21 protein-coding genes are annotated in these 22,341 nt (G+C 73.4%); 12 read left to right on the forward strand and 9 right to left on the reverse strand.

All coding sequences use genetic code 11. From position 1 onward, the window contains the following. Positions 1–336, forward strand: a complete 336-nt coding sequence (locus AC3X7Z_RS05965) for an ArsR/SmtB family transcription factor (RefSeq protein ID WP_186339364.1) — start codon at positions 1–3, stop codon at positions 334–336. A 266-nt stretch (positions 337–602) separates the two neighbouring features. Here AC3X7Z_RS05965 and AC3X7Z_RS05970 read toward each other — a convergent pair whose 3' ends face one another. Both AC3X7Z_RS05970 and AC3X7Z_RS05975 read right to left on the reverse strand, forming a co-directional pair. Then, positions 603–1,274 (reverse strand): FadR/GntR family transcriptional regulator, encoded by a 672-nt coding sequence (locus tag AC3X7Z_RS05970; protein WP_489975316.1) that lies wholly within the window; start codon positions 1,272–1,274, stop codon positions 603–605. Next, a complete protein-coding gene (locus AC3X7Z_RS05975; protein WP_489975317.1) occupies positions 1,271–2,446 on the reverse strand; it encodes an L-talarate/galactarate dehydratase in 1,176 nt (391 codons plus the stop codon). The genes AC3X7Z_RS05970 and AC3X7Z_RS05975 overlap by 4 nt, the downstream gene beginning before the upstream one ends. 85 nt (positions 2,447–2,531) lie before the next feature. On the opposite strand from AC3X7Z_RS05975, the gene AC3X7Z_RS05980 reads away from it, so the two are divergent. Continuing rightward, complete coding sequence (locus tag AC3X7Z_RS05980; RefSeq protein ID WP_489975318.1) at positions 2,532–3,764, forward strand: alpha-hydroxy acid oxidase; 1,233 nt, start codon at positions 2,532–2,534, stop codon at positions 3,762–3,764. 11 nt (positions 3,765–3,775) lie between these two features. On the opposite strand, the gene AC3X7Z_RS05985 is transcribed toward AC3X7Z_RS05980, so the two are convergent. Then, a complete protein-coding gene (locus tag AC3X7Z_RS05985; protein ID WP_489975319.1) occupies positions 3,776–4,708 on the reverse strand; it encodes a 2-hydroxyacid dehydrogenase in 933 nt (310 codons plus the stop codon). A gap of 77 nt (positions 4,709–4,785) precedes the next feature. Between AC3X7Z_RS05985 and AC3X7Z_RS05990 the strand changes: the two genes are divergently transcribed. From AC3X7Z_RS05990 to AC3X7Z_RS06005, 4 genes are all read left to right on the forward strand, one after another. Next, positions 4,786–5,697 (forward strand): AEC family transporter, encoded by a 912-nt coding sequence (locus tag AC3X7Z_RS05990; RefSeq protein WP_489975320.1) that lies wholly within the window; start codon positions 4,786–4,788, stop codon positions 5,695–5,697. Positions 5,698–5,718: 21 nt separating this feature from the next. After that, a complete protein-coding gene (locus AC3X7Z_RS05995; RefSeq protein WP_489975321.1) occupies positions 5,719–7,182 on the forward strand; it encodes an FAD-binding oxidoreductase in 1,464 nt (487 codons plus the stop codon). A 33-nt stretch (positions 7,183–7,215) separates the two neighbouring features. Further along, positions 7,216–7,653, forward strand: coding sequence for a DoxX family protein (locus AC3X7Z_RS06000; protein WP_489975322.1), 438 nt, complete (start codon positions 7,216–7,218; stop codon positions 7,651–7,653). Between the two features lie 66 nt (positions 7,654–7,719). Continuing rightward, complete coding sequence (locus AC3X7Z_RS06005; RefSeq protein WP_489975323.1) at positions 7,720–9,579, forward strand: reprolysin-like metallopeptidase; 1,860 nt, start codon at positions 7,720–7,722, stop codon at positions 9,577–9,579. Positions 9,580–9,598: 19 nt separating this feature from the next. Here AC3X7Z_RS06005 and AC3X7Z_RS06010 read toward each other — a convergent pair whose 3' ends face one another. Then, positions 9,599–10,429 (reverse strand): CPBP family intramembrane glutamic endopeptidase, encoded by an 831-nt coding sequence (locus AC3X7Z_RS06010; RefSeq protein ID WP_489975324.1) that lies wholly within the window; start codon positions 10,427–10,429, stop codon positions 9,599–9,601. A gap of 113 nt (positions 10,430–10,542) precedes the next feature. On the opposite strand from AC3X7Z_RS06010, the gene AC3X7Z_RS06015 reads away from it, so the two are divergent. Further along, positions 10,543–11,619 (forward strand): hypothetical protein, encoded by a 1,077-nt coding sequence (locus tag AC3X7Z_RS06015; protein ID WP_489975325.1) that lies wholly within the window; start codon positions 10,543–10,545, stop codon positions 11,617–11,619. Beyond that, positions 11,616–13,286, forward strand: coding sequence for a WXG100 family type VII secretion target (locus tag AC3X7Z_RS06020; RefSeq protein ID WP_489975326.1), 1,671 nt, complete (start codon positions 11,616–11,618; stop codon positions 13,284–13,286). The genes AC3X7Z_RS06015 and AC3X7Z_RS06020 overlap by 4 nt, the downstream gene beginning before the upstream one ends. 12 nt (positions 13,287–13,298) lie before the next feature. Here AC3X7Z_RS06020 and clpB read toward each other — a convergent pair whose 3' ends face one another. Both clpB and AC3X7Z_RS06030 read right to left on the reverse strand, forming a co-directional pair. Next, positions 13,299–15,881, reverse strand: a complete 2,583-nt coding sequence (gene clpB, locus AC3X7Z_RS06025) for an ATP-dependent chaperone ClpB (RefSeq protein ID WP_186339372.1) — start codon at positions 15,879–15,881, stop codon at positions 13,299–13,301. Positions 15,882–16,031: 150 nt separating this feature from the next. After that, on the reverse strand, positions 16,032–16,532 hold the full coding sequence (locus AC3X7Z_RS06030; protein WP_186339373.1) for a YflT domain-containing protein: 501 nt from the start codon (positions 16,530–16,532) through the stop codon (positions 16,032–16,034). A gap of 237 nt (positions 16,533–16,769) precedes the next feature. Here AC3X7Z_RS06030 and AC3X7Z_RS06035 point away from each other — a divergent pair, with 237 nt between their 5' ends. Next, positions 16,770–17,567 carry a pentapeptide repeat-containing protein gene (locus AC3X7Z_RS06035; protein ID WP_489975327.1) on the forward strand — a complete coding sequence of 266 codons (798 nt, stop codon included), beginning with the start codon at positions 16,770–16,772 and terminating at the stop codon, positions 17,565–17,567. A 6-nt stretch (positions 17,568–17,573) separates the two neighbouring features. On the opposite strand, the gene AC3X7Z_RS06040 is transcribed toward AC3X7Z_RS06035, so the two are convergent. Continuing rightward, positions 17,574–17,996 (reverse strand): hypothetical protein, encoded by a 423-nt coding sequence (locus AC3X7Z_RS06040; RefSeq protein WP_186339375.1) that lies wholly within the window; start codon positions 17,994–17,996, stop codon positions 17,574–17,576. A gap of 77 nt (positions 17,997–18,073) precedes the next feature. Here AC3X7Z_RS06040 and AC3X7Z_RS06045 point away from each other — a divergent pair, with 77 nt between their 5' ends. From AC3X7Z_RS06045 to AC3X7Z_RS06055, 3 genes are all read left to right on the forward strand, one after another. After that, positions 18,074–18,703: a MerR family transcriptional regulator gene (locus AC3X7Z_RS06045; RefSeq protein ID WP_489975328.1), complete on the forward strand. Its 630-nt coding sequence runs from the start codon at positions 18,074–18,076 to the stop codon at positions 18,701–18,703. A gap of 45 nt (positions 18,704–18,748) precedes the next feature. Continuing rightward, on the forward strand, positions 18,749–19,594 hold the full coding sequence (locus tag AC3X7Z_RS06050; protein ID WP_186339377.1) for an aldo/keto reductase: 846 nt from the start codon (positions 18,749–18,751) through the stop codon (positions 19,592–19,594). Between the two features lie 157 nt (positions 19,595–19,751). Next, positions 19,752–20,519, forward strand: coding sequence for a lysophospholipid acyltransferase family protein (locus AC3X7Z_RS06055; protein WP_489975329.1), 768 nt, complete (start codon positions 19,752–19,754; stop codon positions 20,517–20,519). An 11-nt stretch (positions 20,520–20,530) separates the two neighbouring features. Here AC3X7Z_RS06055 and AC3X7Z_RS06060 read toward each other — a convergent pair whose 3' ends face one another. After that, entirely contained in the window at positions 20,531–20,800 is a 270-nt protein-coding gene (locus tag AC3X7Z_RS06060; RefSeq protein WP_186339379.1) for a hypothetical protein, read from the reverse strand. Between the two features lie 104 nt (positions 20,801–20,904). Continuing rightward, the gene (locus AC3X7Z_RS06065; RefSeq protein ID WP_186339380.1) at positions 20,905–22,215 is read right to left on the reverse strand and encodes a reverse transcriptase family protein; all 1,311 of its coding nucleotides are present in this window, start codon (positions 22,213–22,215) and stop codon (positions 20,905–20,907) included. Positions 22,216–22,341: the final 126 nt, after the last annotated feature.

Below are 22,341 nucleotides of genomic sequence, written 5' to 3' on the forward strand. Positions count from 1 at the left end.
GTGCACGCGTTCGACGTCCTCGGCGACCCCGTGCGCCGTCGGATCCTCGAGCTGCTCGCCGCCGGCGAGACCAGCGCCGGCGAGGTGGCCGCGATCGTCCGTGGCGAGTTCGGCATCAGCCAGCCGGCGGTGAGCCAGCATCTCAAGGTGTTGCGCGAGCACGGCTTCGCGACCGTCCGCGCCGAGGGCACGCGCCGGCTCTACGCCGTCGACCCGACCGGCCTCCGCGAGGCGGATGCATGGGTGGAGCAGTTTCGCGTGTTCTGGGAGCACAAGCTCGATGCACTCGGCACCGAGGTCGCCCGCGGCAAGCGGCGCCGAGGCGGCGCGTCCTGACGCATTTCTCGGGTCGAGTCGGCGCGTCCTGACACCTCCCGTCGAGAGGATGCGCCGACTGGACGCCGCACCGTCGTCAGGATGCGCCGACTCGACCCACCACAGCCGTCAGGATGCGCCGACTCGACCTACGACAGCCGTCAGGATGCGCCCACTCGACCCACCACAGCCGTCAGGACGCGCCCACTCGACCTACGACAGCCGTCAGGATGCGCCCACTCCACCCACCACAGCCGTCAGGACGCGCCCACTCGACACGGGAGGGGTCAGGTGACGCGGCGGCGGGTGTTGCCGAGGTGGAGCCGCATGGCGGCCCGGGCGGTGTCGACGTCGCCGGCGAGGACCGCGGCGGCGACGTTGTCGTGCTCGCGCCGCACGCGCTCGACGTGGGTGGCGTCGGTCATCGAGTACGGCTCGGCGAGGCGGGTGCGCGGCAGCATGATCATCATCGGCCCGAGCGAGCCGAGCAGGTCGGCATAGAACCGGTTGCCCGTCGCCCGCGCGATGGCGAGGTGGAAGGCGAAGTCGGCCTCGACGGCGCCGACGTGGCCGGCGCGGGTGAAGCCCGCCATCGCCTGCTCGATCGCGGAGGCGTCGGCGGCCGTGTGGTGCAGCGCGGCCAGCCCGGCCGCCTCGCTCTCCACCCCGATGCGGAAGTCGAGCATCGCCAGCACGTCGGCCTGCGAGCGGATCGCGGACGACTCCACGCTGAACGACGACGCCTCCGGCACGGCGAGCACGAACGACCCGCGCCCCTGCTGGGTCTCGACCAGGCCCTCCGCCCGCAGCCGGGTCACCGCCTCCCGCACGACGGTGCGCGAGACGCCGTACTCCTCGATGAGCTCGGCCTCCGACGGCAGCTTGGCCCCGGGCGCGAGGTCGCCGGCCAGGATCTTGTCCTTGAGGCCGGCGACCACGCTCGCCGACAGGGTGCTCATGCCGAGAAGGTAGCGGTCTCCACCGTGAGCTCGCGCATCCGCTCGGTGAGGGTGAACCCGAGGCCCGGACGCTCCGGCACGAAGATCCGCCCGTCGCGGATCTCGATGCGCTCCTCGAAGAGCGGGTTGAGCCACTCGAAGTGCTCGACCCACGGCTCGGTGGGGTAGGTCGCCGCGAGGTGGAGGTGGATCTCCATCGCGTAGTGCGGCGCCAGGTCGAGGCGGTGGTGGGCGGCGAGGGTGGCGAAGCGGAGGAACGGCGTGATGCCGCCGATGCGCGGGGCGTCGGGCTGCACGATGCCGCGGTAGCCGGCGTCGACCAGGCCCATGTGCTCGTCGACCGAGGTCAGCATCTCGCCGGTGGCGATCGGGGTGTCGAAGGTCTGCGACAGGTCGGCGTGGCCGACGTGGTCCCAGGCGTCGAGCGGCTCCTCGATCCAGATCAGTTCGAACTGCTCGAGCTCACGGCACATCCGGCGCGCGCGGGCGCGGTCCCACTGCTGGTTGGCGTCGACCATGAGCGGGCCTTCACCGAGGTGCTCGCGCAGCGCGGCGACGCGGCGCAGGTCCTCGCGCCAGTCGGGCTGGCCGACCTTGATCTTGATGCCGCCGATGCCGGACGCGAGGGAGGCGGTCGCCTTCTCCTTGATCTCCTCGACGGAGGCCTGGAGGAAGCCGCCGGAGGTGTTGTAGACACGGCACGAGTCCCGGTGCGCGCCGAGCAGCTTGGCCAGCGGCAGCCCCGCCCGGCGGGCCTTGAGGTCGTAGAGCGCGACGTCGAGCGCGGCGACGGCCTGGGTCGCGACGCCGGAGCGACCGACGGAGGCGCCGGCCCACATCAGCGACTCGTAGATCTTGGCGATGTCGCTGGGGTCCTGGCCGATCGCGACCTCGACGACCTCCTTGAGGTGGGCGTACTGCGCCTTGCCGCCCGCGCGCTTGCTGTAGCTGAAGCCCATGCCCTCGAAGCCCTGCTCGGTCGTGAGCTCGACGAAGAGCATGACCGTCTCGGTCAACGGCTTCTGCCGGCCGGTGAGCACCTTGGCGTCGCTGACCGGGTTGGGCAGCGGCAGTACGACGTGGGACAGCGTCACGCTCCGGATGCGGTCGCCGGTGCCGGGCCCGGTGGCAACAGCCGACGAGGTGGCCGGGGCGGTGGGGGTCTGGGTCATGGGGATTCCTCGGGTCGTCGCAAACTTGTATGATGAGTCTGCAACTCATTACACAAGTACGTCAAGCCACGGTCAGGAGCACTCGATGACGCAGGTCCGCAGCAGCCGGCAGGTCCCGCGGTGGCACGACCTCGAGCCGTTCCTCCACCCGCGGCCGGTCGAGCGGACCGCCGTGGGCCGTCGGCTGGCGCGGTGCCTGTCGGTCGACGACGTCGAGCGGTTGGCCCGCCGCCGGGTGCCGGGAGCGGTGTGGGACTACGTCGAGGGCGGCTCCGACGGCGAGCACGCCATGCGCCGCAACCGTGACGCGTTCGACCGTGTCGAGCTGCGCCCGACCTCCTTCGAGCAGGTCGCCGAGCCCGACACCGCGACCACGCTCCTCGGCCGTCCCACGGCCGCGCCGATCGTCCTCGCCCCCACCGGCTACACCCGGCTCAGCCACCACACCGGCGAGCGCGCGGTGGCCGCGGCGGCCGCGCAGGCCGGGCTCCCCTACACGCTCTCGACCTACGCCACCACGTCGATCACCGACGTCGCGGACGCGGCGCCGGGCGGGCGGAACTGGTTCCAGGCCTACCTGATGAAGGACCGCGCCGTGACCCGCGCGCACCTCGACGAGGCGCGCGCCCAGGGCTACGAGGCGCTGATGCTGACGATCGACACGACCGTGACCGGCATGAAGCGCAAGGACAAGCACAACGGCTTCGCGATCCCGCCCCAGCTCACCGCGCGCACGATGGTCGGGATGGCGCGCCACCCGCGCTGGGTCGCCGACATCCTCACCACCGAGCCGCTGCGGTTCGCCACCTTCCCGGAGGGCTCGACGTACGCCCGGTGGGGCATGTCCAACGAGCTGCGCGAGCAGCAGATCCGGCCCGCCGACATCGCCTGGCTGCGCGAGCAGTGGGACGGCCCCGTCGTGGTCAAGGGCGTGCAGTCGGCGCGCGACGCGGTGACCGCCGTCGACGCGGGCGCGCACGCGATCGTGCTGTCCAACCACGGCGGTCGCCAGCTCGACCGCGCGCCCGTGCCGCTCGAGCTGCTGCCCGACGTGGTGGACGCGGTGGACGGGCGGGCGGAGGTGCTGCTCGACTCGGGCGTACGCACCGGGGGCGACGTCGTCGCGGCCGTCGCGCTCGGCGCCACGGCGGTGCTGGTGGGGCGCGCCTACCTCTACGGCCTGATGGTCGGCGGCCAGCGCGGCGTGAGCCACGTGCTCGACCTGCTCACCGGGGAGATGCGCCGCGCGATGAGCATGATGGGGGCGCCGAGCGTCGCCGCCCTCACCCCGGACCACGTCCGGCTGAGGGACCGATGAGGAGCGCCGGCTCAGCCGACCGGGGTCACCAGCTCGCCGCGCTCCAGGAACGCCGCGACGTTGTCGAGCACCAGCCGGGCCATCGCCTCGCGGGTCTCGACCGTGGCGCTGCCGACGTGCGGCAGCAGCACGACGTCGTCGCGCGCGAGCAGCGCCTCGGGCACGTGCGGCTCGTCGGCGAAGACGTCGAGCCCCGCGCCGGCGATCCGGCCGTCCTCCAGCGCCGCGACCAGCGCGTCCTCGTCGACGACCGAGCCGCGGGCGACGTTGACGAGGTGGCCCTCGGGGCCGAGGGCGTCGAGCACGTCGGCGTCCACCAGCTTGTCCGTGCCCGCACCGCCCGGGGTGAGCACGACCAGCACGTCGCTCGCGCGGGCGAGCGCGACCGGGCTGTCGTGGTAGGTCCACGCGACGTCCTTGGGGCTGCGCGAGTGGTAGTGCACGACCGCGCCGAAGGCCTCCAGCCGCTCGGCGGCGGCCGTGCCGATGCGCCCCAGGCCGAGCACCCCGACGACGGCCCCGCGCACGTCGCGGGTCAACGGCATCCGCTCACCCCGGGCCCACGCCCCGCTGCGCACGAACCGGTCGGCCGCCGTGATCCCGCGCAGCACGTCGACGACGAGGAAGGCCGCGAGGTCGGCCACCGCGTCGGTGAGGACGTCGGGGGTGTTGGACACGACGATGCCGCGGCGGCGCGCCTCCTCCACGTCCACGTTGTCGTAGCCGACGCCGAAGTTGACGATCGCGCCGAGGTCGGGGAGCGCGTCCATCTCGGCCGCGCCGGCGCGCGCCCCGCCGCCGACCACCGCGACGCGCACGCCCGAGGGGTCGGACAGGTCGTCGAGCGACCGGGCGGCGTAGCGCTCGGCGAGCCACTCGCGCACGAAGGGCATCAGCCCTCCGAGCTGGACGACGCGGACCGGGTGCTGGGTGTCGGAGGTCACCACGCCATCCTTGCGGGGCCACGGTCGCCGCGTCCAAGACGGGCTGGCTATCGCACGATGCACCGGACGGGGGAGCGATGGACCTGCTGACCGGCTTCGCGACCATCCTGGTCGTGATCGCCGCCGGCGCCGGGCTCGCGCACGCCGGTGTCCTCGACCGGCGCTCGCAGCGCACGCTCGGCGAGATCGCGTTCTTCGTCGCCTCCCCTGCGCTGCTGCTCGTCACCATCAGCCGGGTGCACCTGGAGTCGGCGGCGATCAACCTCGTCGCCTCGTCGGTGTCGCTGGGCGTCGTGTTCGCGACGTACGCCGTGGTGGCGCGGCTGCGCTGGCGGCTCTCCACGGGCCCGCTGCTGATCGGCGCGCTGTCGTCGTCCTACGTCAACGCGGGCAACCTCGGCATCGCCATCGCGGCCTACGTCGTCGGCGACATCACCGTGGTGGTGCCCGCGCTGCTGGTGCAGATGCTGCTGGTGCAGCCGCCCTCCCTGGTCGTCCTCGACCGGATCACCGGACGCGGCAACGGCGTCCGCGCGGTGGCCCGGCGGCTGGTGACCAACCCGCTCACCGTCGCCGCCGTGGTCGGGGTGGTCCTGGCGGCCACCGGGTGGACATTGCCGCAGGTGGTCCTCGACCCGCTCGAGCTGCTCGGCGGCGCGGCGATCCCGCTGCTGCTGATGTCGTACGGCGCCGCGCTGAGGCTGAGCCCACCGCTCGGCCGGGCGGGCCACAACGGCGAGGTGCTGCTGGCGAGCGTGCTCAAGCTCCTCGTCATGCCGGCCGTCGCCTGGGCCGTGGCCGCCGGCCTCGGGCTGGACGGCCGCGCCCTGCTGGGCGTGGTGATCACCGCGGCGCTGCCGACCGCCCAGAACATCTTCCTGCACGCCACCCGCTACCGCGTCGGCGAGGATGTCTCCCGCGAGACCATCCTGGTCACCACCGTGGCCTCGCTGCCCGTGGTGCTGCTCATCGCCCTCGTGCTCGGCTGACCCACCCCCTGAGGAGACCCCGTGACCGACCTGCCCGCCCGCCTGCCCGCCCGCCTGCCCGACCGCCTGCTCGACCGCCTGCGCGACGCCGTCGGCGAGGCGCACGTGCTGAGCGCCGAGGCCGACGTCGCGCCCTACGTCGTCGACTGGACCGGCGTGCACCGCGGCAGCGCGCTCGCCGTGGTCCGCCCCGGCTCCACCGACGAGGTGGCTGCGGTGCTGCGCGCCTGCCACGAGGCGCGTACGCCGGTCGTCCCGCAGGGCGGCAACACCGGGCTGGTCGGCGGCGGGGTGCCGGACGGGTCGGGCCGCCAGGTCGTGCTGTCGCTCGGCCGGATGCGCGACGTGCGCGACGTCGACCCGGTGGCCGGGACGATCACCGTCGACGCCGGCGTCGTGCTCGCCGACGTGCGGGCCGCGGCCGCGGAGGCCGGACGGCTGTTCCCGATGTCGCTGGGCTCGGAGGGCAGCTGCACGATCGGCGGCAACCTCGCCACCAACGCCGGCGGCACGGCCGTGCTGCGCTACGGCATGACCCGCGAGCTGGTGCTCGGCCTCGAGGTCGTGCTGCCCGACGGCCGGGTGTGGGACGGGCTGCGCGGGCTGCGCAAGGACAACACCGGCTACGACCTGACGCAGCTGTTCGTGGGCTCGGAGGGCACGCTGGGCGTCATCACCGGCGCGGTGCTGCGGCTGTTCCCCGCCACGCCGCGCCGCGCCACCGCCTGGGTCGCGGTGCCGTCGGTCGCCGCCGCGGTGTCACTGCTCGCCTTCGCCCAGCAGCACGCCGGGGTGCACCTGTCGACGTTCGAGATCGCCAACCGCCAGGCCATCGACCTCGTCCTCGCCCACCTGCCCGGTGCGAGCGACCCCCTCGCCGCCCCGAGCGACTGGTACGTCCTGGTGGAGCTCGCGGGGTCCGCCGTGGACGACGGTCTCGACGAGGCCCTCGAGTCGCTGCTCGGCGCGGCGGTCGAGGCCGGCGTGGCGTCCGACGCGGCGATCGCCGGCAGCCCGGCCCAGCGCTCGGCGCTCTGGGCACTGCGCGAAGGGATCTCGGAGGTGCAGAAGGTCGAGGGCGCCACGTTGAAGCACGACGTCACGCTGCCCATCGCCCGGCTCGCCGCGTGGACCGAGGCCACGGCGCCGCTGCTGCAGGAGGTCTGCCCCGGGGTGCGGCCGGTGACCTACGGCCACGTCGGCGACGGCAACCTCCACTACAACCTCAACGCCCCCCTGGCCGACGGCCGCAGCGACGACGACGCGCTGCGCGCCGCGGCCGCCGACCTGACCGCGACGATCTACGACACGGTCGCCCGCGAGGACGGCTCGATCAGCGCCGAGCACGGCCTCGGTCGCACCAAGGCGGCCGCGGCGGCGTCCTACAAGTCGGACGTCGAGGTCGACCTGATGCGCGCGGTCAAGCAGGCCCTCGACCCGGCCGGCCTGATGAACCCCGGGGTGCTGCTCCCGCCCGGCTCGTAGGCCCCGATCCACACCCCGACCTAGGGTGGCGCCATGAAGGCACAGACCCTCGGTCGCGTCCTGCTCGGCTCGGCGATGGTGGGCGCGGGGGTGATGCACCTGACCACGCAGCGCGAGGAGTTCCAGGCGCAGGTCCCCGACTGGTTCCCGGTCGACGAGGACCTCACCGTGCTCGGCTCCGGTGTCGTGGAGATCGCGCTGGGCGGCGCGTTCGTCGCGCTGCCCAGGCACCGACGCACCGTCGGCGCGCTGCTGGCCGCCTTCTTCATCGCGATCTTCCCCGGCAACATCGCGCAGTACGTCGAGGGCACCGACGCGTTCGGGCTCGACACCGACCGCGCGCGGCTGGCGCGGCTGTTCTTCCAGCCGGTGCTCGTCGTGTGGGCGCTCTGGGCCGGCGGGATGCTCGGCCGGCGCCGCCCGGTCGTCGCCGAGCGGGAGCAGCGCGAGGAGGTCGAGACGGGCGAATAGCCCGCCCGGCGCGGGTTTGCGGCGCGCCACGCGGGGCACGAAGGGTCCGACAGAGAGGGGGACTCCGTGCCCATCACCGTGCCCATCCGCAGGAGCACCAGCAGGACACTCGTCGGCGTCGCCGGCCTGTGCGCCCTTGCCCTGACCGCCACCATGGTGCCCGCCACCACCGCCAGCGCGTCCCGCGGCGACGACCAGCGAGCCGTCGAGCTGCTCGGCCCCGCCGGGACCGGCCGCCAGGCCGATGCAGAGTCTCGGGCGGCAGCCGACGAGCGCTCGCGTCCCGTCGACGTCGACGCGGCCGCGCTCGACGACGTACGAGCCGGTGACCGCATCAGCCTGACGGTGTTCGACGACACCACGATCACCGCGGCCGTCGGCGACCGCACCTCCGCCGACGGCGTCACGTCGTGGACCGGGTCCCTCGTGGGCACCACCGGCACGTTCACCGCCGTGGAGGTCGACGGCGTCGTCCGGATGCAGGTGGCGTCAGCCGCCGACGGCACCTTCGAGGTGAGCAGCGTCCCCGGCGGCGGCTACGAGGTCACCGAGGTGCCGTCCCCGTCCGACGCCCACGACGACGCCGTGCGTCCCGCCGAGCAGGCAGCGATCCACGCCGACCACGCGCACGCCAAGGTCCCGGCCGGGCGCGGCGGCGATGTGCCGGTCGCCGCCGACGAGCCGTCGACCGTCGACGTCGCCATCGTCTACTCCGCCTCGCTGCCCGCGTCGGCGGGTGGGGAGGCCGCGATGCAAGCGCAGTTCGCCCTCGGCATCACCCAGACCAACCAGGCGTTCGCCGCCTCGGGCATCGGCACGCAGCTCCGGCTGGTCGGCACCCGGCAGGTCGCCGCGGCGCCGCACTCCTCGCTCGACGCCAACTACCGCGCGCTCGGCACGCCGGGCGACGGCGTGTTCGACGAGGCCCAGGCGCTGCGCGAGGAGACGCACGCCGACCTGGTCAGCCTGTGGCTCGGTGGTCCCTACCCCTCCGGCAGCGCCTGCGGCCTCGGGGCCCTCGGCGGCGGCAACCCCGCCTACGATCCCGAGCGCGCGGCCTGGACGGTCGTGTGGGCCGACAAGTGCGCCACCGCCAACCTCACCTTCGCCCACGAGATCGGCCACAACCTCAGCGCCGACCACGACGCGAGCGCGTCCTTCCCGCCGAGCGGCGGCAAGCCGTACGCCCGCGGCTACGTCGACGTGCCGGGCAACTTCCTCACGGTGATGGCCTACCCGACCGCCTGCCCGACCTGTCCCCGCATCAGCCACTTCTCCAACCCCAACGTGGCCTACGGCGGCCGCACCACCGGCGCCGCCGCAGCCAACAACGCCCAGGCCATCAACGAGCAGATCGCGGCCGTGGCCAACTACCGCCAGTCGCAGATCTACCCGGGCGTGACCACCGTCGGCGGCAGTCCGCGCTTCAAGGGCATGGCCACGGCCACCACGACGCCGTGGTCGCCGACGGTCACCTTGGGCTACCAGTGGCTGCTCGACGGCGTCGCCGTCCCGGGTGCCACCACGAGCACCTTCTCGCTGTCGCGACGCGACATCGGCAAGAGCCTCAGTGTGCAGGTCGTGGGCTCCGCGCCCTTCTACCCGTCGGTGGCGACGGTCTCGGCCCCGGTCGTGGTCGGCAAGGCATCGTTCCGCACGAAGCGACCCAAGCTCCGTGGCGTGCCGCGCGCCGGCCGGGTCCTCTCGGTCAAGGTGAAGGGCTGGAAGCCCAAGCCGGCGAAGAAGAACGTCAAGGTCCGCTACCAGTGGCTGCGCAACGGCAAGGCGATCAAGGGCGCCAAGAAGGCCGCCTACCGCGTCCGCGCCAAGGACCGCGGCAAGAAGATCTCCGTGCAGGTCACCGCGAAGGCCAAGGGCTACGAGAAGGCACGGCGGTCCTCCAAGAAGGTCAAGATCCGTCGATGAACGCCCCTCGCCGGGCGGGTCACAGGGTCGGCAGCCAGTCGACCCGCCCGGCGAGCACGGCGTACCCCACGAACGCCCCCACGTCGAGCAGCGTGTGGGCGACCACGAACGGCATCACCCGGCCCCAGCGACGGAAGAGCCAGCCGAACAGCAGGCCCATCGCGAGGTTGCCGACGAAGCCGCCGAGGCCCTGGTAGAGGTGGTAGCTGCCGCGCAGCAGGGCCGCGAGGCCGATGGCAGCGGTGTCGCCGAAGCCGATCTGGCGCAGCCGCACCTGCACGAAGCCGAGCACCACGAGCTCCTCGAGCACGGCGTTCTCCGCCGCGGCCAGCACCAGCACCGGCACCCGCCACCACTCCCCCGGCAACGACTGCGCGACGACGGTGAGGTTGGTGCCGAGCGCGTAGGTCGCGAGGTAGAACACCACGCCCACCGACCCGACGCCGGCCGCCAGCCAGGCGCCGCGGCCCCAGTCGCGCCACGTGCTCCAGCCGCCGTCGCGTGCCCACACCTCGCGCAGCCGGGTGCCGGAGCGGACCAGCAGGTAGGCCGCCAGCGCGACGGGCACCAGCGCGAAGCCGATCCGCAGCAGCTGGTAGGTCAGGTCGAGCCACGGCCGGTCGGGGGCCAGCGAGTTGTTGAGGTTGGCCGCCTGCGACGACAGCGGACCCGGGGCGGTGAGCGCCGAGACGATGCTGACGACCGAATAGACCGCGCTGCGCCCGAGCGAGAGGAGCAGGACGATGGCGAGCTCGGCCCACAGCAGCGCCTTCGCCAGGTCGGGCACCCCGCCCGGGACGGGGGTGTCCCGCAGCCGCCACCACGGGCGTACGTCATCGGTGGTCGTCACGGGACCAGCATCCCCCAGCAGGCCGCGACCCCGCCGAGACCCCGCCGAGACCTCGCCGAGGCCCCGGCGGGAGCCGCCGGTTTGTCCGGGCCCGGCGAGGGCACACTGCTCCCATGCCCACCGGCCCCCGCACGCGCACGCCGCTCGCAGCAGTGCTCGCCACAGCACTGCTGCTGGGCGCGGGCTGCTCCGACACCCCCGGCGAGGGCGAGCGCGGGACCGAGGGCACGGGCGGCGGAGGTGCCGGGGGGAAGGGGACCAGCGGGCCGCCCGACGACACGGCGTGGACGACGAGCTCCGACCCCGTCGAGGCCGGCGGCCTGGTGTGGGCCTCCGGCGGCGTCGTCCACCTCTCCGACGGCACCACCGTCGACGTCGGCGGCCCGATGGCGACCTACGTCGTGGCCGGTGACGGCGTCTACTTCACCCCTGCCGCGAGCGACGCGGCCGCCACCGAGCACGGCTCCATGACGACCGGGCCCCTGCGCTTCGCCGACCGCGACGGGGTGAGCGACACCGGGCTGACGGTCTACGTCGAGTCCATCGGCAGCTCACCCGACGGGCGCTACGTGGGCTTCGTCGACGCCACCTCGGGACCCGCCGACCGCTTCAGCGGGCACCCCCGGGGCACGGCGGTGGTCGTGGACCTCACCTCCGGGGAGCGGGTCGTCGAGACCGCCGACGCGATGGGCGACCCGGAGCAGGACGACCTGGCGCGCGACTACGCGGAGGTCGACCTCGGGGTGCGCTTCGCCGACGCCGGGAGTGCGGTCGTCGAGGGGCTGGGCGACGTCCTCGTCTCCCTCCCCGACGGCGAGGTGACGCCGACCGACCAGGCTCCACGCAGCCCCGCCGACCCGGTCAGCCCGGACGGGGCGTGGTCGATCGACGACCGTGGCCTGGACGACCGGATCGTCTCGCGGGAGGGTCGCCCGGTGCCGGTCCGGACCGGCACGCCACGGCGAGACCTGCGGTGGTGGCTCGACGACTCGACCGTGGTCGGGATCGCGATCTCCGGCCCGGCGACGGGGCAGCAGATCGGTCCCGGCACCACCTCGACGCTGGTCACCTGCCGGGTTCCCGACGGCAGGTGCACCCCCGTCGACGGCACCACGGACGAGCGCATCCTCTTCCCCGTCGGCGCCGGCGACGAGGCACTCGACCTCGACCCGACAGGAGGTGGGTCGTGATCGACCCGGAGATCGACCACCGGCGCATCGTGTCGGGTGAGCGGAGCGCCCTCACCGGCGCCTCGGACACCCTCGCCGACGTGGGGCACGACCTCGACGACGCCCGGGGCCGCATCCACGACGCGGCCGCCACGACCGACTGGAGCGGGCCGGGCGCCGTCGGCTTCCAGGCCCGCATCGTGCAGCTCGCCAACGGGGTGTCGGTCAACCGCTCCGCGCTCGCCCGGGCGCGCGGCGCCCTCGACGTCGCCGCGACGGCGTACGGCACCGCGGTGCAGCACGCCGACCACTACATCTCCTTCTGGCGCAACCGCCCCGGCGACCTCGTTCCCGTCGTCGAGCAGCTCCTCGCGATGGTGGTGCGCACCCGGCTCGTCGAGGTGGGCGCCACCTACGGCCAGCAGCTGACCGCGGTGGCGGCGGTGATCAAGGGGGAGGACGTCGACCTCGACAGCCTCGACGAGGAGACCCGCGAGTGGGTCGAGCAGGGGCTGGAGAAGAACAAGGAGTGGGCCGGGGAGAGCGGCAGCACCTTCGGTCCGCTCATCCCCAACACCCTCGCGACCGGCGACGATCGCGGGCTCATCCCGCAGGGGCTGGCCTACGACCCGCGCACCGGCACCTACGTGATGAGCTACTACACCCCCGACGGGAGGTCCACCCTGGCCCTGGTCGACTCCGTCACCGGTCAGGAGATCGGCGACGTCGACCTCGCTGGCGTCCACGACCCCTACGCCGACCCGCCCGCTCCCGGACCGTCGCACGCCGGCGGGGTCAGCGTGCACGGCGACCAGGTCATCGTCGTCGACAAGGGCACGATCTACACCTACTCGATGTCGGACATCCGGGGCCGGAGCAACGGCGGCAGCGTCAACGCCACCAGCGTCCAGGAAGGCGTCTCCGGAGGGTCCTACTCCGCCGTCCACGACGGCAGGCTCTACCTCGGCGACTACGGGGCCGACAAGCTCCACGTCTACGAGATGGGCCCGTCCGGGTGGCAGCCGGTGCTGGACGCCAGCGGCAAGCCGGAGGTCCACGACACCCCCGACAAGTCCCAGGGGCTGGTCGTGCGCGACGGGGAGTTCGTCTTCAGCACCTCCCCCAACCGCTTCGACGACGGCTCCCTCGTCGTCCAGGACCGCGACTCGGGCGAGCGCAGCGACCCCTACCCGCTGCCCACCATGGCGGAGGGGGTCGTGGAGGTCGACGGCAACCTCGTCACGACCTTCGAGTCGACAGCCGCGAAGTACTCCGACGACGGCAGCGACTGGGCCTGGGTCCCCGGCGTGCCGGACGACGACGACCTCTGGGCCAACCCCTACCTCGCGGTCACCCCGCTTGCCGCGCTCGGCCTGTCCGCGGACTTCGAGGTGCAGCCGGGCACGCTGCGCGAGGCCTCCCACGCCCTCGACAAGCCGAGCGGCCAGCTGTCCGCAGCGTCGTCGACGGTGCGCGGGGTGCGGGTCGAGGCGGCCGACCTCGGCGAGGTGCCCGGCGCGGCCGTCTTCGCCGCGGCCGTCACGACCCTGCTCGGCGCGGCGTCCGACAGCCTGCGCTCCGGGTCGAAGGCGGTCGCGCTCGCCTCCGACAACCTGATGGACTCCGCGCGCGACTACCAGCGCACCGACGGGGTCGTCGGCGGTGCCTTCCGCGGCCTCACGCCCTGAGACCCCCGGGGGTCAGCTGAGCACGAGCCCGTCCTCACCCACGTCGACGGTGACCGAGCCGCCGTCGGTGACCTGGCCCGCGATCAGCATCCGGGCCAGCGGGTCGCCGATCGCCGACTGGATCAGCCGGCGCAGCGGTCGGGCGCCGTAGGCGGGGTCGTAGCCGGTCTCGGCGAGCCAGGCGCGCGCGGCGTCGGTGACCGAGATGCTGATCCGCCGCACCGCCAACCGCTTCTCCAGCAGCGCGAGCTGCAGGTCGACGATGTGCGCCAGGTCGTCCTTGGTGAGCGCGTCGAACATGACGACCTCGTCGAGGCGGTTGAGGAACTCGGGCTTGAAGTGCGCGCGCACGACGCCCATCACCGACTCCTTCTTCACCTCCGGCTCCATCAGCGGGTCCACGAGGAAGTGGGAGCCGAGGTTGGAGGTGAGGATCAGCAGGGTGTTGCGGAAGTCGACCGTGCGACCCTGGCCGTCGGTGAGCCGACCGTCGTCGAGCACCTGCAGGAGGATGTCGAACACCTCGGGGTGCGCCTTCTCGACCTCGTCGAGCAGCACCACGCTGTAGGGCCGGCGCCGCACCGCCTCGGTCAGCTGGCCGCCCTCGTCGTAGCCGACGTAGCCGGGAGGGGCGCCGACGAGCCGCGAGACCGAGTGCTTCTCGCTGTACTCGCTCATGTCGATGCGCACGATCGCCCGCTCGTCGTCGAACAGGAAGTCGGCCAGCGCCTTGGCCAGCTCGGTCTTGCCGGTGCCGGTCGGGCCGAGGAAGAGGAACGACCCGGTCGGCCGGTTGGGGTCGGCGATGCCGGCGCGCGAGCGGCGTACGGCGTCGCTGACCGCGGTGACCGCCTCGCGCTGGCCGATCAGGCGCTGGCCGATGACCGACTCCATCTCGAGGAGCTTGGCGGTCTCGCCCTGCAGCATCTTGCCGGTGGGGATGCCGGTCCAGGCCTCGACGACGTCGGCGATCTGCTCGGCACCGACCTCCTCGCCGACCAGCGGCTCGATGTCGGCGCCCTCGGCCCTCTCGACCTCGGCGATCTGCTTCTCGAGCTCGGGGATCTGGCCGTACTGGATCTCCGAGGCGCCGGCGAGGTCGCCCTCGCGCAGCTTCTTGTCCGCCTCGATCTTGAGCGCGTCGAGCTGACGGCGCAGCTCGCCCTCGCCCTGGAGCTGGTCGCGCTCGCGCTCCCAGCGGGCCTCGAGGCCGCGCAGCTCCTCCTCGCGGTCGGCGAGGTCCTTGCGCAGCACCTCGAGCCGCTCCGCGGAGGCCGGGTCGGTCTCCTTCTGCAGCGCGAACTGCTCCATCTTGAGCCGGTCGACCTGGCGGCGGAGCACGTCGATCTCCTCGGGGCTCGACTCGTGCTCCATGCGCAGCCGGGAGGCGGCCTCGTCGATGAGGTCGATCGCCTTGTCGGGCAGCTGGCGCCCGGGGATGTAGCGGTCGCTCAGGGTGGCCGCGGCGACCAGCGCGGCGTCGGTGATCCGGACGCCGTGGTGCGCCTCGTACTTCTCCTGGATGCCGCGCAGGATCTGGATGGTGTCCTCGACGCTCGGCTCGCCGACGAAGACCTGCTGGAAGCGCCGTTCCAGTGCGGGGTCCTTCTCGATCCGCTCGCGGTACTCGTCGAGCGTGGTCGCGCCGATCATGTGGAGCTCGCCGCGCGCCAGCATCGGCTTGAGCATGTTGCCGGCGTCCATCGCGGAGTCGCCGCCGGCGCCCGCGCCGACCACGGTGTGCAGCTCGTCGATGAAGGTGATGACCTGCCCGCCGGCGTCCTTGATCTCCTCGAGCACGGCCTTGAGCCGCTCCTCGAACTCGCCGCGGTACTTCGCGCCTGCGACCATCGCCGCAAGATCGAGGGCCAGCACCCGGCGACCCTTGAGGGAGTCGGGCACGTCACCGGCGACCACGCGCTGGGCGAGGCCCTCCACGACGGCGGTCTTGCCGACGCCGGGCTCACCGATCAGCACCGGGTTGTTCTTGGTGCGCCGCGAGAGCACCTGGACCACCCGGCGGATCTCGGCGTCACGGCCGATGACGGGGTCGAGGCGACCCTCCTCGGCGGCCTGGGTGAGGTCGACGGAGTACTTCTCGAGCGACTCGTACGACGCCTCGGCGCTCTCGCTGGTCACCCGCCGGTTGCCGCGCACGGCGGTGATCGCCTCGCGCAGCCCGGACTCCGTCAGGCCGGCGTCGGTGAGCACCTTCTGCGCGCTCGACTCGACGGTCGCGGTGGCGACCAGCAGGTGGTCGGTGGCGACGTACTCGTCCTTCATCGAGCCGGCCAGGTCGAGGGCCGTGGCGAGCACCCGGGTCAGGGCGGCCGACGCGCTGGGCTGCTGCACGGTCGAGCCGGTGGCGCGGGGCAGCTGCTGCTGCGCGCGCTCGGCCTGGGCGAGCAGCGTGGCCGGGTCGACGCCCGCCTTCTGCACGAGGCTGCGGGTGGCGCCGTCCTCCTGCCTCAGCAGGGCGACGAGCAGGTGGATGGGCTCGGTGGTGGTGTTGCCGCCGGTGGTCGCGGCGAGCTGGGCGGCCTCGATGACCTCGCGGCTGCGGGTGGTGAACTTGTCGGCACCGAACTGGCTCAACTCTTCCTCCGTCTGCGTCGTCGTGTGGTGACCACTGTGGTCCCGTCAGTCCCAACGCGCCAGAAGTTGAGTCGATTCCCCTCAACTTCAGTTTTTTCCGCCCGGCTGCCGCTCGGGCAGCGGTCCGGGCCGGGTTCGGGTCGCCGGGGCTCAGGCGAACGGGTCGGGCAGCGCGCCCGGCAGGCCGGCCAGCAGCTCGCGCGCCCGCGCGGCGTGCTTGTGCTCGACCAGCACCTCGTACTTCGTCGCCACCACCTGCGTCACCGAGGAGAAGTCGCGCCGCCCGCGCGTGAATGCGTAGCCGATGAGGGCCCAGATCAGGCCGAAGGTGGCACCGATGAACGCCGTGCTGAGCAGCACCTGCCACAGGTTGGCGGTCGTGAACAGGGCGAAGACCAGCCCGATGAAGACGCCGAACCACAGCCCGGACAGCATCCCGCCGACGGCGATCTTCGACCAGGTCAGCCTCCCGGTGACGCGCTCGATCCGCTTGAGGTCGGTGCCCACGATCATCAGCTGGTCGACCGGGAAGTCGGCGTCGGCGAGGAAGTCCACGCTCCTCTGCGCCTTGGCGTAGTCGTCGTAGACCGCCAGCGACTGCGGGAACTGCAGCTTGAGCGGGGACGCGGGGGTCGGGGCCTGGGTCGACATGCATCCACGATACGACCGCCTGCGGGCAGGCTGGCCAGAATCTTTACCGAGCGCCTGTTTCATTCCGCGAACAACCGGGCAAGGGTGGTGCTATGGGCAAGCTGATCTTCGACAACCGAGCGGTCGGCGCGCTGTTCGTCTTCCTCCTCGTGGTCAACGCGTTCGCCATCCAGCACGGGTGGTACGGCGCCTGAGGACCCTCCCGGTCCCTCACCACGCGCGTGCGACGATCCCCGGGTGGCGACACCCGGGTTGAGCTCCGACTGCTCGCGCTGCTTCGCACTGTGCTGCGTCCTGCTGCCCTACTCCGCCGACGCCGGCTTCGGCGCCGACAAGGCGGGCGGGCGCCCGTGTCTCAACCTGCTCGATGACGACGGCTGCCGCATCCACGCGACGCTGCGCGAGGACGGCTGGCCGGGTTGCACGGTCTTCGAGTGCTTCGGCGCGGGCCAGCAGGTCTCGCAGGTGAGCTACGCAGGCGTGTCGTGGCGCGAGCCCGGCAATCCGCCGCACCGGCTGGCCGAGATGGGCGCGGTGCTGACGGTGATGCGCCAGCTGCACGAGATGCTCGCCCACCTCGTCGAGGTCGCCCGGCGCTCGCCCGACCCGGCCGCCGACGCGGTCCGCACCGAGATCGAGGACCTGACCGGCGCCGACCCGGAGACGATCCTGCTCGCCGACCTCGACTCCCTCCACGACCGGGTCGGGCGGCTGCTGGCCGAGGCCAGTGCGCGCGTACGGCGACCGTGGCCCGCCGGGCGGGACCACACGCGCGCCGACCTGGCCGGGCAGCGGGTCACCGGCGACCACCGCGGCTCGACCTTCCGGGGCGCCCTGCTGATCGGGGCGGACCTCCGCGGCGCCGACCTGCGCGACGCCGACCTCCTCGGCGCCGACCTGCGCGACGCCGACGTGCGGGGCTGCGACCTCTCGAGCGCCCTGTTCCTCACCCAGCCCCAGGTCAACGCGGCGCTCGGCGACGTCGCGACCACCCTTCCCGGCGGGCTGTCCCGTCCGGGCCGCTGGGGGGCGTGAGGCGCCTCAGGCGGTCAGCAGGCCGACGCCCAGGCTCGTCAGGCTGACCGCGAGGAGCGCCGCACCGGCGAGCACCAGCACGACCAGGCCGTTGGGTCGCGTGCGGCCGGGGCCCATCGAGGAGAAGAAGAAGCCGGCGGGCATCAGCAGCGCGGACACGGCCACGCCGGAGCGCGAGAGCCAGTCGAGCGCCCCGGCCTGGGCCGTCGAGTCCGCGAGCACCTGGCACACCAGGGCGAGGACGAGCAGCACCCCGGCGTGCGCGTGGCCGGCGCGGGCGAACCTCTCCTGGAACGGCGTCACCTCGACCGCGCCGCGCGCGAGCCTCAGCAGGTAGAGCCCGCCGGTCTCGACCGTCACCAGCGAGAGCAGCAGGATCCCGGCGAGGATCCGGGACTCGTCGGACAGGACGTAGGACGCAGGCTCCATGGTGACCCCTTTGGATAGTCGACTCTCCAATAATTGGACAGTATGGTCTCCAAAGCAACCCCTGAGGAGGACGTTCCATGTGGATGGCCGAGCTGGCCGAGCGCAGCGGCGTGCCCGTGCCGACCGTGAAGTTCTACCTGCGCGAGCGGCTGCTCCCGCGGGGCGAGGCGCGCGGGGCGACCCGCGCGGCGTACGACATGGCGCACGTCAGGAGGCTGCGGCTGATCCGGGCGCTGGTCGATGTCGCCGGCTTCGGGCTCGACCGGGTGCGGCAGGTGCTGGCCGTGCTCGACGACTCCCGCACCACGCTGCACGAGGCCCTCGCCGCCGCCCACCAGCTGCTGTCCCCCGAGCCCGACATCCCGCCGTCGGAGGAGAGCCGCGCGGCGGTGGCGGCGCTCCTGGCCGCGCGAGACTCGCGCGCCGACGTCGACGGACGTCACGCGACGGCGCTCGCCGCGGCGCTCGACGCGATGGCGCGCGCCGGCCAGCCGCTGTCCGCCGACGGGCTCGCCCGCTACGCCGCGGCGATGGCCGACGTCGCCCGCGCCGAGGTCGGAGGCGTGCTGGAGGACGACCGCGACGAGGCGGTGACCTACGCGCTGCTCGGCAGCATCCTGGCCGAGCCCGTCCTGCTCGGCCTGCGCCGGCTCGCCCACGAGGACGAGTCGCTGCGCCGCTTCACCGACCTCGCCCCACCCTCCTGAGCGGGGCGACGGAATACCTCCCGGTCCGGACGGGCTGTGCCTGGCATGACCGTTCCCCGTATCCAGCTCCACGACGGCACGTCCATCCCGCAGCTCGGCTTCGGCGTGTTCCAGATCGACCCCGCCGAGACGGCGGAGGCGGTGTCGCGCGCCCTCGAGGTGGGCTACCGCCACATCGACACCGCCGAGATGTACGGCAACGAGAAGGAGGTGGGTGAGGCGCTGCGCTCGTCCGGCGTGCCGCGCGAGGAGGTCTTCGTGACCTCCAAGCTCAACAACGGCTTCCACGAGCCCGCGGAGGCCGAGCGCGCGTTCGACAAGACGCTCGCCGACCTCGGCCTCGACCGCATCGACCTGTTCCTCATCCACTGGCCGCTGCCCACGCGCTACGACGGGGACTTCGTCTCGACCTGGCGCACGATGGCGTCCTTCGTCGAGGACGGGCGGGCCGCGTCCGTGGGCGTGTCCAACTTCCAGCCCGCCCACCTGCAGCGCATCGTCGACGAGACCGGCGTGGTGCCGGTCGTCAACCAGGTCGAGGTGCATCCCTACTTCACCAACGACGCGGTCCGCGCCGCCAACGCCTCCCACGGCGTCGCCACCGAGGCGTGGTCGCCGATCGCGCAGGGCGCGGTGCTCGACGACGCGGTGATCACCGAGATCGCGGAGGCGAAGGGCCGGTCGGCCGCCCAGGTCACCCTGCGCTGGCACGTCGAGCGCGGCGACATCGTCTTCCCCAAGTCGGTCAACCCCGAGCGGATGAGGGAGAACTTCGAGATCTTCGACTTCTCGCTCACCGACGACGAGGTGGCCCGGATCTCCGGGCTCGACCGCGGGGAGCCCGGGCGCACCGGCCCCAACCCCGACACGTTCGACTACATCCCCGGCTGAGCGAGCCGCTCCCGGACACCATGAAGGCAGTTCGCCCACCGGCTCGCCGCGCTGAGCGCGGCCTCCCAGATGGCGGTCGCGAACTGCCTTCGTGGTGGCGGCAGGACCGGTGCGCGTACTCATGCGCGCCACCCTGCGGCTGCTCGACACTCGGCGCATGGACCCCAGCACCTGGCAGCGCCCGGGCCTTCGCGCCGCCCTCCTCTACGCCGTCGCCGCCGGCCTCCTCGGCGCCATCGTGTCCGTGGTCAGCCGACTCGAGCTCACCCGGCGCGCCCTCCCCGACACCCGGCTCCCCGACGGGCCGCTCATCGTCGTCGCCAACCACACCAGCTTCGCCGACGGGATCCTGCTGGCCCTCGTCGGACGCCGCCACGGCCGCTCACTGCGGCTGATGGCGACCAGCGGGGTCTTCCGTTCCGGTCTCGTGGGGCCGTTCGTGCGCCGCCTGGGGTTCATCCCGGTGCTGCGCGGGACCGACGCGGCGGCCGGCTCGCTCGACGCCGCGGCGCTGGCGCTCGCCGCCGGCGAGGCAGTGGGCCTGTTCCCCGAGGGTCGGATCAGCCGCGACCCGCAGCACTGGCCCGAGCGGTCCAAGACCGGTGCCGTCAGGCTCGCGCTCCGCACCGGGGCGCCGATCGTGCCGGTCGCGCTCGTCGGCGCCCACCAGGTCGTCGGCACGAGCGGGGTGGTGCGGCGGCTGCTGCGCAACACGGTGCTGCGCCCGCGCGTGCGGGTGGCGGTCGGCGAGCCCATCGACGTACGCCGCCTCGCGGGCGTCGCCGACGGCCCGATCGCCGACGAGGCGACGGTGCGGTGGCTCGCCGACGAGGTCATGGCCACGCTGGTGGCCCAGGTCGCGGAGCTGCGCGGCGAGCCGGCGCCGCACCCGACCGGCGTGCCGGCCGCGGCGCTCAGCGCCTGAGCGCAGCGGGCTCAGGAGTAGCGGTGGCTCTTCTGCGGGTGGCCCTGCTCGCGGGTGCAGGTGCGCCCGCTCATGTTGCGGTGGCCGCACAGCTCCTCGGTCGCCGGCTGGTCGGCCCCGACCTCCGGCTGCGCTGCCGACCTGGCCGGCGTCCTCGCAGCCGCAGCAGGCGGCGCGACGGGCGCCGCAGCCCTCGGGCGCGCCGGCGCGGAGCTCGAGCGCTTCTGCGCCTCGGCGTACTTCGCCTCGCGCATCGCACGCAGGTTGTCCATCTTGCTCATCGCTTGCTCATCGCTTGCTCATCGCCTGCTCATCGCTTGGTCGTCGCTCGCTCACTCACGTGATGAACCTACGCGCTCGCACCGACAGCAGCGGACGAGGGTGGTCACCGGCTCCAGTCGATCGCGTCGTGGACGTCCTGCAGCCGGCGTCCGCGCACCGGGTCGTGCTGGGCCACCCAGGCGATCCGGCCGCGCAGGTGGTCCTCGAAGGCCGGCACGTCGTCGCGGTTCTGCGTGCTCGGACCGTGCCGGTGGCAGTTGTGCAGGATCGCCCGCAGCACGTCGACCTGGTGGCGCGCGACCTTCGGGCGTTCGTTGACGACCAGACCGCCGAGCGTCTGCCGGCCGGCGCGTGGCATCACGCCGGTCTTGCGGGCGTTGAGGCGGAAGCCCTCGTCCCGGACGATCGCCTCGATCGCGTCGATCAGGCGCGAGGTGCCGGTGCCCCACCCGCGCTCGCCGGAGAACGCCAGGTCGTCGGCGTACCTCGTGTAGCGCCCGCCCCACGACCGGGCCAGCGCCGTGAGGCGCACGTCGAGCCGGAAGGCCGCGAGGTTGGCCATCGCCGGCGACGTGGGCGCACCCTGCGGCAGGTGCGGCGCGGCCAGGCGGCGGCCGAGGCGCCAGTGGGCGTCGAGCAGCCCGTCGTCGGCCGGCGGCGGGACGGCCCGCCACTGCGCGAGGGGCAGGACGCTGGTCACGAGCCCGGCCAGGCAGTGCGCGACCGGCTCCGGGTAGCCGGCGGTGCGCCAGATGCCGTAGACGCGGGAGACGGTCACGCTGGCGAAGAACGCCTCGAGGTCGAGCCGCAGGACGACGCTCCGGTCGGCGTGGGGTGCGGCGTAGGACCGCACCGAGCCCCCGGGCCGGAAGCCCCTGGCCGCGTCGTGCGGCGGGATGAGGGCGGCGATCTCGTGGAGCAGCCGGCGCTGCACGGCCTTGAGTCGCGGCTTGGGTGCCTCGAGCACGCGGATCGCCCCGCTGGGTGCGACACGGTGGCTGACGCGGTAGTGCTGGAGGCGGACCTCGGAGGCGCTGCGCGCCAGGTGTCGCGGGTCGGCGAACCAGTCGAGGTCGGCGGCGCTGAGGCGCACGAACGACGCCACGTCCGCGAGGTCGTCGAGCACCGGCAGCCGCCACCGGTTGGCTGCCATCTGCGTGGCGACGACCGGTCGCACCAGGGGGACCGCGCGCTGTGCCTTCGCCGCCGCGGGACGCGAGGCGAGGTTGGCGGCGAGCTCCCGGGGACGGTCGAGCGGTGCGCGCGGGTAGAGCGCGAGCGTCTGGCGCACGAGCGGCGGCAGCCACCGCGCCCGGCGACCCAGCACGGTCGTCCCGCTCGCGACCATGCCCTCATGGGTCCACTCACCGGCGAGGAAGGCGGCCGCCAGGGCGCGCGCCAGGTCGGACCTCATCCGGCGGCCGACCCGTGGGCCGGACGGGGGTGCGGCAGCGCAGCCCGACCTGTCCCGTCGTGCGCGCGATGACCTGCAGCGGAGCGCAGCGAGTCGCGCGCGGTGCCGTGCCCGAACGATCCGGTG

The organism is Nocardioides sp. Z24_21, assembly GCF_058134345.1.